This window comes from Desulfoconvexum algidum, from assembly GCF_055382125.1.
In genome coordinates, this window is record NZ_AP042394.1 from 3,224,019 (window position 1) to 3,237,206 (window position 13,188).

Sequence of the window (13,188 nt, forward strand, 5' to 3'; positions counted from 1 at the left end):
AGTAGACTTGACCTTTGCTGTATGATGAAAGCATAAATGAATAAGGCTCTTTTAATATTCCAAAAACCTTAGAATCACATGTGTTTCGAATTTACAAAAGATGTCCAATATCTTCGACGGTTTTGACACGAGCAGCCAGCAATTCAATCCCTCTATGGATATGCCCCAAAAAAGCTGCATCAAGTCCTTTTAGAGAGATTCCGTCTTTTAAAAGCCTTATTTTTAATAAAGCTATATAGATGTGGTCATGTTTTCCAAGCAGTGTATATCTATTGATTTCTCGGGTTTGCTTAAAATTCTCTGATAGATCTTTGGGTTGCCCAGATTCATCCAGAGACATACAAAAACCCAACCGGCAAATAATGTTTGCTGACAAACCCGTTCTTGTTTTAAGTGTTCTCAACTTGATATCAGCATCCGAACTAAAGGGAATTCTTTGAAGGGTCAATTCAGGCATAGAGTCCCTCCTTCCAAAAATACCCTTCAGTTGGACTGGTACTTTTGCTCTCAGAATCATACTTTAGCTCGTAACAATGTGAAATATTTGGCTTCAGGCCATTGTAAAGTTTCTGATCTATTTCAGTGTCGGTAGATAGAAGGATAACTTGGTGAGAAGCCATTGGGTAATAATTACTTATAAGATTCTTTCTATGGTCGCTGTCTAACCGTCCAAGTGGGGTGTCAATGATTACGGGCAAGGGACGGCCGGATGTTTTCGCCAAACTCCAAAGCATGGCTATTGCATAAAGTTGTCTTTCCCCTGAAGAAAACGCTTCTTTGGAAACAGCATCTCCACTCCCGTCAAACAGAGTCACATCAAAGGTTTCAGGATTAATTTTAATTCTCTCAATAATTTGCTTTCTCATTAACAGGTTAAAACCTTCACAAAAGCTCTGATTCAGCTGGTCTATTTTAGCCTCTTTTAGCTCTTTATAATAATGATCCAATATTGTACCTATTTTTTTTACCATCTTAAGACGATCTTGAATTTGATCATGAACTTTTTGCTGTTCTATCAGCTTATTTTTATCCCATTGATACTTTTTAAGGGCATATTCCTTTGTCTTTTTTACTTCTTGTAGATGCGCTTCTTTTTGTTGTAGCTCACCATGCCTCCGATTTAATAATGTCAACTCTTCAAAGAAAGGTTGAATCAGGCTTTCATCTGGACTTTTCGACAATTCTTTTGTTACCATTCTTAATCTTTCGTAAACTTTTTCCAGTTCCATACAGGACTTTTTGACAACCGGACCTGACTCTCTTTCAGCATCATCCAAAACGCTTGATACATCATTGGCCAAATTTTCTGAGAAATTTAAAACCTTTTCAACCTTAGAACGACTTTCAGAGGAGACTAATCTCGCTTTTATTACATCAGAAATAATGCCTTCTATAGCCTTTTTATCAGAACCATCAATAGATTTTTCATCTTTAAGAGTAGCAATAACATCCGATTGGAACTCTCGCATTTCCTTTTGAACAGTATAAGAACGGCTTAGTTCTTTTTCATTTTTGATCTGCATTTTTAATAAACCATTAACAGTTGAGCACAATGAAAAAGGAAAGATATCGATACATTTTTCTTTGATTCTGTCTTCAAGTTCAACAATTTTCACATTAATTTCATTCTTCTCTTTTTTCAAAGATTCTCGTAAAATTGCAAAATGCCCTCCTTCGCTCTGCAATTTTTTTTCCCATTCTTTGATAGCCCCTAAATTACCGTTAATTTGGCCATTTACATCACGAAGATCTTTGTTTTTAGTCGCAACTTCGTCTTCCAGCTTTTTTATTGCGGTATCAATATGGTCCCATTGCTTCTTAAAACTATTTAAAGAAGATTTTTTCACCTCTCGGGTTTTATATATGCTCAAATCTGCTTTGAGTTTTTCAACTATATCGAGGCCCAAAAGGGTTTTTATTGCATCCGCTAGAACTATATTATCTGTGGTATCATGAGCAATGTCCTTTATTTTTTCACCATCAAAAAAGAAGAGCTGAGATAGGCGCTCAGGAATTATTTCTTCAATAAACCCTTTCCAATAATCATCAGTGACATTTTCCTTTAACTCTTCGTCGGAAAAAATCTTTAAAAACTCTTTAAGCCCGCCTTTTTCAATTGACCAAGAACGTTCTACGATATAATTTTTGTATTGTCCCATTGCAACATGTTCAAACTCAACGGATAGCCTGGAAAATGTATTTTTTAGGATGGGATTTTTATTTTGATGGACCTGCTGTCTCAGGAAGGCCTCATAATCCGCTTGACTAACTCTTTTGCCTAAAATCGACTTTCCATAAAGGACAAGCCGCAACGCATTTAAAAGGGTGGTTTTTCCAACACCATTCTTCCCGCCAATCAGTATGATGTTCCTTTTTTCATTTTTATTGGATCTTGGGACTAGATCAAATTCATTTATTCCACCATATAACCCATAATTTTCTAATATAATTTTTTTAATTATCATGTGATTGTTTCAGAACCTACTCTATAAATAAGATCGATAAATTATCATTTAATCCCGATTTTTTTTAAAATTTCTTCTTTAGACTGCCAATCTTTCTTTAAAATACGATCAAGATCATTGAAAATAGCCGAACGCCTACTCATTCCATATTGTTTTCTTTCAGCATCAAAAAGTTCTGTTAGAAGCTTGACTGGCATCTCATTTTCCTCACAAATTCTTTTTAGAATGGATAGTTCCTGTCTTCCCATACCGGCCCAATCATCTTTCAACAAATCAAGCTTATTTCCTGTTACCTTGCTGTAGATATTGGGTAGAGAATCTTCCCAATCCCCCTCTTCAAAAAGCCATAGCTGCCTAATTTTTTTTAATTCTTCCTCTGTGATAAGAATACTATTTGCTTCTGGTTTATTCTTTTGAATAGCTTTCTGGGTTTTGAGTAATTTTTCTAATATTTTTCTACGGAATTCTAAAGTGTAGGGTCCCCAGATAATACTTTCTTTTCCATCATTATCAAAAAATTGAATTTTGCCATTTCTTCTCTGAATAGATCTGATATCACGCTTTAGTTCTGGGTCACCGATTGATACCAACCAATTTCTGAATTCAAGCAATGGTTTTAGCCATTTTTCTCCACTTTGAATAGTAGATTCCATCGAGACATCCTTCTTAACAACTGTGCAGGTCCAGCATCCGAAACGACTATTCCCGCAGGAAGGAGTACTTTTATCAATAACCAAAGGGCACTCTCCTTCCTGAGCATTTTTATACATTTCAAGAAGTTCTTTGTTGTTACTTTCCCATGGAGAAGGAATTGAAATTAAGTATTCCCATACTTCCTCCGTATACCAATCTTCAATTGGAGTATAGACGTACGCATTTGGAAGAGTTGAATGTTGAGTTAAATCATTGCCAATTTGTTTCCGTTTCCCCATTGATCCTGAACGTGATGCACTTTCTGAGAATCTGGCTCCTAAAACGACTACAACTTCTCCATGGGTCGCAATTTTTTCTAATATAAATCGGTTTGCAGGTTCAATTTTAAGCCTATCCGTACACCATCTAAAACGACTATATGGGGCAGGATATCCCCTACCAATAAGGTTAACCCAAAAAGTATTCTCTATCTTTGGCATGACCTTGTAGGCTTCAAAAGGTAGTTTCTGTTTCAAAGCATTATCATTTATAAGCCTGTGCATCTGATCGATATACTCAGCAATGATAGGAGTTTCCACAAAGGTGTCAGAAGAAATGACATAAACTTTTTTGGTAAGTTTTTCTTTAGGAAGCTTTTTCAAACTTAACCAAACCAGTTGCAATGTAGCGGTTGAATCTTTACCGCCGCTATAACCAATAACCCAAGGACGATTATCGGAGAGATAAACATTTTGAACCTTTTGGTAGTGTTCTGCATAATACTCTTCGGCATTATCAAATTCGTTTTGAATTGCGTTACTATCTAAAATCATTTTGCCCTTTAACATAGCTGGCTTCAACCTGTTCCTCATTTGGATCCAAAGGAAGATCAAGTATCGTTTTGATATAATTTGCTGTTAAGGTAACATTCTTTTGAGATTTGTTAAGGCTTCCACCAATCATTGCCCTACCTTCCCAAAGGATAGCATTTTCTCTTGACCAATCTATCTGCTTAATTTTTGTTAACGACCTTTTCCATGCTGCTGGATATTTTTTAATAAGACTATTTCCTGCAATAGCCAATGCCTGCAATGCAATGCCGTGGGCATGAATATAATCACTTCTTAATTCAGATGTTGTTACCTTTTTATTCACAGCCATGATCCAATCTGGCATATTTTTTCCAACTGTATTCCAAAAGTCTATGGCGAGTTCCTTTTCTTCCTCGGAGATCTCGTCTCCTTCCTTTTTTTGAAGAAAACGCTTAGTGGCTTGATATATACCACTCAATGTAAAAAGTTTACGTGACCTGTTTGATATGGAACTTTTAGCTTTTTCTGTCATCCCCTTAAAAACTACCACTTCTGTTGCCAACTCAGTAGCAAGCCTTGCAGTAGGATCCCGATGATCATAAAGTATGCTCAATGATTTTGTGGGGTGAACAGCATAGCGATTAAGATCAGCAAACATTTGTTGACTGTTTTTCAAACCGGCATCTATAAAAAATACAACTGAAATTGTTTCATTTTCAATCGAAGGATCCTCGATAAGCGCTTCCCTAATTGCAGCAAGTCGATGCTGTCCATCATTGATTACAAAATTAGAATCCATTGGGACACACAATGTACCAATCTTTCGGCCAATTGGATCTTCTCCGTATGTTTCAAAATCGACCTCCCGATCAATTGATGCAGCGATAGAGGAAAAAATATAATTGTCCTGGTTTTCTAAAATATACTTTTTAATTGGGAGCACTCGATTTTTATTAAGTTCCCTTTGTGCTCGCAATTCAGGAGGCAAATCTTTTGTATCTTTCGGGAAAATAGTCTGGAGCAACTTTAGAGGACACATTGTAACATAATATTCTTTATTTGATTGTATTCCCTTGATTGAGGGAAATGAAATCGTAAAATCCTGAGTTAATTTTTTTTGCACCATCAGTTCTTCCTATTTTTTTATTTTTGCTTTTGGAAGTTAACATAAAAACTTCCATTTTCCAATATAAAACTTCCATTAAATAAATTCAATAAATTATTACCACCAGTTCAGAAATATTATATTTGAACCTCCTCCGATATTCTATACACTCAGTTATGACTCATATAATGCAAATCAAGGAAAATAAATGAAATTTTTTGACAACCTAAAAAATATAATGATACCCTAAAATTTAATTTTTGAAATCCAAATTTTTCTTTGTGTATTTTGAAAGTTAACATTCAAAAATGTGATTTTTGATACCTGGGTATATAAATCAGTGTTAAATATTGCCCCCCAAAAGCGTCCAACTTTGACCCCTTTGGAAATGATTTATATGATTTAAAAACGAAAAAAATCCCAATCCTAAAGGGATCTCCAAATCGATTGATTGTTTCTCTAAAATCGTTAAGGGGGTTAAGATTATGCTGGCGGGGGTCAAACTTGGGTGCTGTTAGACAGCCTTGGAGTGAATCTTATGCGCATTCACCCAATGTAAAAATGAAGATGGATTTAAAATTTTAGCTGACCAATCACCTTGAATACTTTAATCAAGACAAATGAGATGACAGCGACCTCGGAAAAGACCGAAAGCGTGACTCCAATACGCCAGTTCCAATAGAGAGAGGGGCGTTGCGGAGAATCAGAATAGGCAGCACCAGGAGGTTCATCAAGGCCAGCTCAATGAGGCGGAGGTTTTAGCAATAACAGCCCCAAAATTTTGAAGAAAGTTTTTAATTGACAAAGGGCGGCAATTGTCAATATTGTACTAACCGTTCAGTTTAATTTGTTTTCCATGCCAAAAAGGATAGAGATTCCATGTCTTCCAAAACAGCACGGGGGGAGAACAGCCGCCAAAAAATTCTGGAGATAACCCGTGCTCTGATTGGGGAATCAGATAGTCACAGCGTTTCCCTGGATCAGATTGCCAAGGGGTGTAACCTTTCAAAAAGCAGTATTCTCTGGCATTTTGGCAGTAAGGAGGGATTGCTTCTAGAGGTTGTAGACTCCATATTTCGCAACCTTGAAACCACTTTTCTAAACCAATGCCCGGCCGGGTTAAGCGTTCTGGAGAAATTTCAGTTTTTTCTGGATGCCTATGAACTATTGCTGGAAGAAACCCCTGAAATTCCCATTATGTTTTTTTCCTTTGTGTTTAATAAAAAAATCAAACAGAAAATTGACCGGAAAATCCGGGAAATTTACTGCTGGAACCGGGAGACATTAATGGCCCAGCTGAATATCTCACAAGAGCGGGCATCGGTCTTGCTGGCAATGCTCAACGGCGTTGTGATCCAATGGCATGTCGACCCCCAACAGATAAATATTAAAGCTGCTTTTAAAGAGATCATGTCTATTGTTGAAAAAATAGTAGATGGATAAAAGAGACCCCATTCCAGGCTCAGAAGAGATTGAAGGATTCATAAATTTTAAATCAGGTGGTGATATGAACGGTAACGGGAAAATCTGGAGAGACGGTAATGGTGTCTGCCATATTGAAGCAGAAAATAAATCAGATGCGTATCGATTGATGGGATATGCCCACGGCAGGGACCGGGGGATGCAGCTGCTGATGATGAGAATTCTGGGCCAGGGCCGGGCATCTGAAATATTGGATTCCAGTGATGAACTGCTTGGGGTTGATACCTTCTTTAGAAGAATGAACTGGTACAGTTTGATATCCAAGGAGGTTGACGGACCAACCCGCAAACCTTTTCTGGATACCCGGGTCCAGCAGATAGCCGAAACGAAGGCGGTCCATGATCCAGCAAAAAAGACGACTGCATTTCTTCCATCCGGAACAAACTTTTGGCAGAGGCCTTTTATCTTACCGGGAATATTGAAAAATATGGCACCGGTTTTATCCGCATTCGGAAAAAACTCAATGAGTTAAAAACAGCGACGTACAAAATCAGTGAGGTTGGTGATTTTTTAAAAATTGAGTTGATTGATACACGGTCCTACGACTCAGAAAAAGACGTAGAAAATAAAACATACGACGTAGAAAAAGACGTAGAAAATAAAACATACGACGTAGAAAAAGACGTAGAAAAAAGGTTTGATTTGTCCAAAAATCAAACCTTGATTATAAAAAGCATACTTGAAAATAAAAACGTTACCCAGGAAAATCTGTCTAAAATTGTAGGAATAACTTTGAGAAATATACAAAATAATATGAAAAAACTCAAAGAAATGGGTGTAATAAAAAGAATCGGATCAGATAAGGGTGGGTATTGGAAAGTACTTGTGAAACCGGCTCAAACAGATACAAATGATAACGGATAGATATGATATGGGGTACAAATCGTTGAAAAAATTTCTGTTGATGAAAATTGGTTTAAAACGGTTTAACCATCTAAAAAAAATTTGATATGATGTCCTTAAAACGTTTACGGAAGTTAAATTAGGCGAGGAGGGGTGTATGGATTTTAAAAAACTAAAAAAACAAATCGCCAAGGGTGAAGACAGCCAGAACCAATTTAAAGCAGATATTCACAATCCAGATTCCCTGGCCGGTGAAATGGCAGCCTTTGCCAACAGTGAAGGGGGAACCCTTTATATGGGTGTGGCCGACGATGGATCTATTCCCGGGTTAAGCCAAAAAGAGGTGGGTCGGCTCAACCAGCCGATCAGCAATGCTGCCAGTCAACATGTGAGAAGCCCCATTGCGGTTCAAACAAAGAATGTGATGGTGGAAGAGGAACGAATTGTCATTGTTCTGACGGTGCCCAAGGGAATGGATAAACCCTATTTTGACCGAAAAGGGGTGATCTGGTTCAAGACAGGTTCGGATAAGCGCCGGGTAAACTCCAAGGAAGAACTACGGCGATTATTTCAAAGTGTGGATCTTTTCCATGGGGATGAAATCCCCACAAGAGCGGGAAGTGACAAGCCTGACCGCTTGCGGTTCAGAGATTTTATAAAAGAAATTTATAAAATTGATTTGCCGGAACATCCAGATGAACTTTTAAAATTACTCCAAAACATGAATCTGGCCAGCGAAAACGGATTCTTGAATCTGGCAGGCGTGCTCCTGTTTGCCGAAAAGCCTGAATGGATAAAACCTGCGTTTATGGTCAAGGCCGTATCCTATCCAGGCAATGATATTGCTGTTTCAGAATATCTTGACAGCGAAGATTTCTGCGGCCCAATGAAGAAAATCTTTGATGATTCTTTGGCCTTTATCATGCGGAACCTTAAAAAAGTGCAGGCCGGTCAGAATATAAATACGCCGAGAATACCGGAAATACCCCAGATTGTATTTGAAGAGCTGCTGGTGAATGCACTGATCCACAGAGATTATTTTATCAGTTCGGTTATCCGTATTTTTATCTTTGAAGATAGAATCGAGATCATCAGCCCCGGTCATTTGCCGAACAATTTGACCATTGAAAAAATCACAGCAGGCAACTCAAATATCCGCAATCCCATATTGGCATCCTTTGTCGCAAAAAAATTGCTTCCCTACCGGGGTCTTGGTTCCGGAATTCGAAGATCACTGGAAGAATGGCCTGATATTGATTTTTTTGATGATCGGGAAGGATGCACCTTTAAAGTCGTTGTTCATAAAAAATCAGGGCAGGATGATCCTTTAAACGAGGCTGAACAAACCAAGAATAAGAAGTTAAAGGTTCACCCAGGCGCTATGAATGAACCTATAAATGAACCTATAAATGAGTTACAGAACCAAATTTTAAATTTTATCAGAACAAACACCAATGCGACCTATGAAGATTTGACCGGATCTCTGAATAAAGGCCGATCAACCATAATGAGAAATATTCAAAAATTAAAAGATATGGGACGGCTATCCCGTATTGGATCAAAAAAAGGCGGGCATTGGAAAATATCCCCCTAAAAAAGAGTTGCCAGGCGCGTTTAAAACACCATCATCAAATATTTACAGAAATAAGGTTGCTGAACCATGAACAAAAAAAGATTATTCGAATATCTCAAATCTCAAGACAACTCAATCCTATTGGAGCTTTTGAATTTAACCTATGATGCCATCGATACAAATCAACGGCATGATGTGTTTGGAAAAATAATTATAGAGATACCACCCTCCCCTGTTAACGGGAAAAATTTATGGCAGACCATTGAGACGTTTCATGAAAAGTCGATGTCCGGGTATTATTACGCGCCATTTGATATCAACTCCAAGAATTTTTCAGATATTCCCGAAGAAACAGATGCCTGGTTTGATGAAATAGGGGATTACCTTGAAGACTGCTCCAGGTTAACAGATCAGGGCGATCATGAAACGGCAGTTCAATGTTTTAAAGTGCTCCATGAACTCATTGACGTAATGGAAGATGGAGACAGAATCGTTTTCGCCGATGAATATGGTACCTGGATGATCTCAGGAGATGAAAAGTGGTTTGTAAGATCGTATTTGACATCCTTGTCAAAGGTATCAACGCCGGAAGAATACACCATGGGTTCAATTCCATTGATAAAAAGGGATAGCTATGAATCCTTACACAACAAAGTTTATTCCGCTGCAATAAAGATTGGAACTAAAGATCAGACGATTCATCTAAAAAGAGAAGTGCAAAAACAAAAAATTAAAACAAAATAAAATAAGCGAGAGGAATAGAGACCCCATTCCAGGCTCAGAAGATATTGATGGATTCATAAATTTTAAATCAGGTGGTGATATGAACGGTAACGGGAAAATCTGGAGAGACAGCAATGGTGTCTGCCATATTGAGGCAGAAAATAAATCAGATGCGTATCGATTGATGGGATATGCCCACGGCAGGGACCGGGGGATGCAGATGCTGATGATGAGAATCCTGGGCGAGGGCCGGGCATCTGAAATATTGGATTCCAGCGATGAGCTGCTGGCCGTTGATACCTTCTTTCGAAGAATGAACTGGTACAGTTTGATATCCAAGGAGGTTGATAAGCTGTTACCAGAAACCATCACCTTGATGAATCACTATTGTGACGGGGTCAACACGGCCCTGGGAAAACGCCCCTGGGAATGCAGGCTTTTTGGTTACAAGCCGGAACCCTGGTGTATTGAAAATTCCATCCTGATATTGCGCATGATCGGCTATCTTACCCTTGCCCAATCCCAGGGAGAGATGGAACGGTTGTTGATTGAAATGATTCAGGCCGGGCTGGATGAAGCAAAACTCCATGAATTGTTCCCGGGAATATTGGGCGAGATGGATATGGACCTGATAAAAGAGATAAAACTTCAGGAACGGCTGGTTTCACCGGCATCTCTCTGGAATATTGCAGCGCCCCTGGCAATGGCCTCCAACAACTGGGTGGTTTCCGGAAGCAAAACAGCTTCGGGAAAACCGATTCTGTCAAATGACCCCCACCTGGAGGTCAACCGGTTGCCCAATGTCTGGTATGAAATGGCTGTAAAAACAAGTGAAGGGTATGCGGTTGGCGCAAACATGCCCGGCGTCCCTGCTCTGCTGGTGGGACGAAACAAGAATGTTTCCTGGGGAGCGACCTATACCTTCATGGACGGGACCGATTCCTGGATAGAAAAATGCAGCAGCGGAAAATACCTGCGGGGGACCGACCAGTGGGTCCCCTTTAATGAACGGATAGAAATTATCAAAAGAAAAAAGAAAGATCCGGTAACGGTGACCTTTTATGAAAACCCGCATGGTGTACTGGAAGGAGATCCCCACCAGGATGGATATTACCTGGCGACAGCCTGGGCTTCCTCTCTTTCAGGAGGGGTAACCCTCAACAATGCATTGGAACTTTTCCAGATGGAAACCGTTGACCAGGGCATGGGATTTCTGGGCAAGATTGAAACCTCCTGGAACTGGGTTCTGGCAGACAATAAGGGAAATATCGGGTATCAGATGTCAGGCCTGATGCCCAAACGCCGGCAAGGGATCAGCGGATTTGTGCCAATGCCGGGATGGGAAGAGAAAAATGATTGGCAGGGATTTGTGGAGACAGAGGATCTGCCCTGTTGTTATAACCCGGACTGCGGCTATTTTGTCACCTCGAACCAGGACCTGAATCCATACGGGAAGGTTGATCCGATCAATGCAGGGATGGGATCCTATCGGTCGGATAGGATCGGAAAACAACTTGCGGAAAACAACCAGTTGACGGTGGAAGACATGGCCGTTATACACTTTGATTTTTATTCAAATCAGGCAGCGCTCTTTATGGAAATCCTTGCCCCGCTGCTTCCCGAAGGAGACAAAGCAGATATTCTCCGACACTGGAATTTTGAATACACAGCCGAGTCAGAAGGGGCATACCTGTTTGACCAGTTTTATAAAAACCTTTACCGGATCGTTTTTGGCCAAAACGGGCTGGGTGTCGATGCAGTTGATTATCTTGACCAGAAAACCGGCATGTTTAATGATTTTTATATCAATTTTGATCGGATCCTGCTGGCGGAACACTCGGTTTGGTTTGGCGGCCACTCCCGGGAAGCGCTGTTTCAACAGGCGGTTGAAACGGCTTTGGCATCCTGTGTTAAACGATGGGGCGATACCCGGCGAGTGATCATGAAAAATATCGTGTTTGACGGGAAATTGCCTCGATTCTTAGGGTTTGATCGCGGTCCCATCACCATCAATGGCAGTCTGGCGACCCCCCATCAGGGGCAGATTTTTGAAAGCGGCGGACGGCAGACCACTTTTTCGCCTTCCTTTAGAATGATTGTTGATATGGCTACAGAGGAAATTCACACCAATATGGCCGGAGGGCCGTCGGATCGAAGATTTTCAAAATGGTATTGTTCAGACTTGAAAAACTGGGAAACCGGTATATATAAACGGGTGTCTGTGGAGGATAACCAGGAAAAACTCCCGTTTAAATAAATGATAAGGAGAATCGAACGCTTTTTCAGCCTGATCACCAAAAAGAGAATGAATTAAAGGGAGGTTCTCATATCCCGGAACGATGCCGGGGGGTATATGGTGTAGAGCCGACCTATAAATCTTAACATGAAAAGAATCCCAGCTTTTACAGTTGGGATTCTTTTTTTGTCATGGTATCATTTCATATATTGCTAAACACCAAATCTGAAATAAACTCAAAAAATAATATTGTGACCTATTGGTAACGCAAAAAGAGTGCATTCAAATTTACGGACCAAAACCAAAGAGCTCCAGTTCCTATGATTATAAATTTTTGAATTGCATATAGGCCTTCGGCACTGTAAAAGAGGTGTTCAAATATTGAAAATCAATTTTTATTCAAAACTGCTGGGTAAATTCAGCAGGAAAGCAAACGATAGAAAGCCACCACCATGAAAAGAAAAGAAATAGAAAATAGGGATAAAGAACTGACAAAAAAGTTCAGGACAATTATCCACAATAAAGAAAAAAAAATAGAGAACAAAACGACTCCCAAGCGCTTTCCCTTTGGGCTGATTCTTTTGCTCACAATCTTGATCATATCCAGTCTATTGTTTCTCAAAGAACAGCCGCCAATCCTTTTCTCAAAGGAGCCTAGGACATCATCTTGGAGGAAACTTGTTCCGGTTCCTGCGAAACAAGCAGCTTCAAACGCCCGCGCCGAAGAAATAACGGCCTCATCCGATATACCAAAAGTACCGCCCCCTATCCAGCGAGTGGTGGACAAAGAGACCGTACCAAAATCATCTGATTCTGTTTTGAGCAATCCGATTCTTGCACAAAGTTCTCCTGAAGAATTCTCCAATCAGAAAGTTCAAGGTGATATGCCGTCAGGAATTCGAGTTGAAGAAATCATATCCTGCAGCAGCGTGGAAAATAAGCAGTACCGCAGCCCAAAAATGGAATTTTCCCTTGCACAGGATGCTGCACCAAAGATTTGGATGAAGGTTATTTCAGAAAATCCACCGTTTACCCTGACCCATGTGTATTATTGCAACGGACGAAAATATTGTGAAGTCCCCCTTGCCATACGATATCATCGGATGCGCACCTGGAGCCATGTCACCTTGAGGCTTCCGGAACATATCGGCAAGTGGCGGGTTGAAGTGATTGATGAGAGTGGCGCAAAACTTGATCAGATTGAGTTTGTAGTTGTGAAATGATTTTCTTTATTTCCGGCGGCACGAAAGACAAGAAGTGTGTGATTCTTATTTTGGCTTGACACTCTTTTCTATGGTTGCTATACATCCCCTGTT

General features: G+C 39.8%; 11 protein-coding genes. 7 read left to right on the forward strand and 4 right to left on the reverse strand.

What is annotated here, in order from left to right:
• Positions 1 to 91: 91 nt before the first annotated feature.
• The 4 genes from dndE to dndB are packed head-to-tail and all read right to left on the reverse strand — an operon-like array spanning position 92 to position 5,036.
• Positions 92 to 457, reverse strand: coding sequence for a DNA sulfur modification protein DndE (gene dndE, locus ACZ45G_RS14905; RefSeq protein ID WP_464179455.1), 366 nt, complete (start codon positions 455 to 457; stop codon positions 92 to 94).
• Positions 450 to 2,465, reverse strand: coding sequence for a DNA sulfur modification protein DndD (gene dndD, locus ACZ45G_RS14910; protein WP_464179457.1), 2,016 nt, complete (start codon positions 2,463 to 2,465; stop codon positions 450 to 452). Before dndD ends, dndE begins: the two co-directional genes overlap by 8 nt.
• 44 nt (positions 2,466 to 2,509) lie before the next feature.
• Complete coding sequence (gene dndC / locus ACZ45G_RS14915; protein ID WP_464179459.1) at positions 2,510 to 3,958, reverse strand: DNA phosphorothioation system sulfurtransferase DndC; 1,449 nt, start codon at positions 3,956 to 3,958, stop codon at positions 2,510 to 2,512.
• The gene (gene dndB, locus ACZ45G_RS14920; protein WP_464179461.1) at positions 3,918 to 5,036 is read right to left on the reverse strand and encodes a DNA sulfur modification protein DndB; all 1,119 of its coding nucleotides are present in this window, start codon (positions 5,034 to 5,036) and stop codon (positions 3,918 to 3,920) included. The genes dndC and dndB overlap by 41 nt, the downstream gene beginning before the upstream one ends.
• Positions 5,037 to 5,894: 858 nt before the next feature.
• Between dndB and ACZ45G_RS14925 the strand changes: the two genes are divergently transcribed.
• The 7 genes from ACZ45G_RS14925 (at position 5,895) to ACZ45G_RS14955 (ending at position 13,095) form a co-directional block, all read left to right on the forward strand.
• Positions 5,895 to 6,458 carry a TetR/AcrR family transcriptional regulator gene (locus tag ACZ45G_RS14925; RefSeq protein ID WP_464179463.1) on the forward strand — a complete coding sequence of 188 codons (564 nt, stop codon included), beginning with the start codon at positions 5,895 to 5,897 and terminating at the stop codon, positions 6,456 to 6,458.
• A 64-nt stretch (positions 6,459 to 6,522) separates the two neighbouring features.
• Entirely contained in the window at positions 6,523 to 6,969 is a 447-nt protein-coding gene (locus ACZ45G_RS14930) for a penicillin acylase family protein (RefSeq protein ID WP_464179465.1), read from the forward strand.
• On the forward strand, positions 6,885 to 7,361 hold the full coding sequence (locus tag ACZ45G_RS14935) for a winged helix-turn-helix domain-containing protein (protein ID WP_464179467.1): 477 nt from the start codon (positions 6,885 to 6,887) through the stop codon (positions 7,359 to 7,361). Before ACZ45G_RS14930 ends, ACZ45G_RS14935 begins: the two co-directional genes overlap by 85 nt.
• 136 nt (positions 7,362 to 7,497) lie before the next feature.
• Positions 7,498 to 8,934, forward strand: a complete 1,437-nt coding sequence (locus ACZ45G_RS14940) for an RNA-binding domain-containing protein (RefSeq protein WP_464179469.1) — start codon at positions 7,498 to 7,500, stop codon at positions 8,932 to 8,934.
• Positions 8,935 to 9,000: 66 nt separating this feature from the next.
• Positions 9,001 to 9,657 (forward strand): hypothetical protein, encoded by a 657-nt coding sequence (locus ACZ45G_RS14945; protein WP_464179471.1) that lies wholly within the window; start codon positions 9,001 to 9,003, stop codon positions 9,655 to 9,657.
• Between the two features lie 79 nt (positions 9,658 to 9,736).
• Positions 9,737 to 11,893 carry a penicillin acylase family protein gene (locus tag ACZ45G_RS14950; RefSeq protein ID WP_464179473.1) on the forward strand — a complete coding sequence of 719 codons (2,157 nt, stop codon included), beginning with the start codon at positions 9,737 to 9,739 and terminating at the stop codon, positions 11,891 to 11,893.
• 431 nt (positions 11,894 to 12,324) lie between these two features.
• Positions 12,325 to 13,095, forward strand: a complete 771-nt coding sequence (locus tag ACZ45G_RS14955) for a DUF2914 domain-containing protein (protein ID WP_464179475.1) — start codon at positions 12,325 to 12,327, stop codon at positions 13,093 to 13,095.
• Positions 13,096 to 13,188 lie beyond the last annotated feature (93 nt).

Excerpts from the sequence above, each read along its gene's own strand:
- dndE (WP_464179455.1), bottom strand. The coding sequence starts at position 457 with ATGCCTGAATTGACCCTTCAAAGAATTCCCTTTAGTTCGGATGCTGAT.
- dndD (WP_464179457.1), bottom strand. The coding sequence starts at position 2,465 with ATGATAATTAAAAAAATTATATTAGAAAATTATGGGTTATATGGTGGA.
- dndB (WP_464179461.1), bottom strand. The coding sequence starts at position 5,036 with ATGGTGCAAAAAAAATTAACTCAGGATTTTACGATTTCATTTCCCTCA.
- ACZ45G_RS14925 (WP_464179463.1), top strand. The coding sequence starts at position 5,895 with ATGTCTTCCAAAACAGCACGGGGGGAGAACAGCCGCCAAAAAATTCTG.
- ACZ45G_RS14930 (WP_464179465.1), top strand. The coding sequence starts at position 6,523 with ATGAACGGTAACGGGAAAATCTGGAGAGACGGTAATGGTGTCTGCCAT.
- ACZ45G_RS14940 (WP_464179469.1), top strand. The coding sequence starts at position 7,498 with ATGGATTTTAAAAAACTAAAAAAACAAATCGCCAAGGGTGAAGACAGC.
- ACZ45G_RS14945 (WP_464179471.1), top strand. The coding sequence starts at position 9,001 with ATGAACAAAAAAAGATTATTCGAATATCTCAAATCTCAAGACAACTCA.
- ACZ45G_RS14950 (WP_464179473.1), top strand. The coding sequence starts at position 9,737 with ATGAACGGTAACGGGAAAATCTGGAGAGACAGCAATGGTGTCTGCCAT.
- ACZ45G_RS14955 (WP_464179475.1), top strand. The coding sequence starts at position 12,325 with ATGAAAAGAAAAGAAATAGAAAATAGGGATAAAGAACTGACAAAAAAG.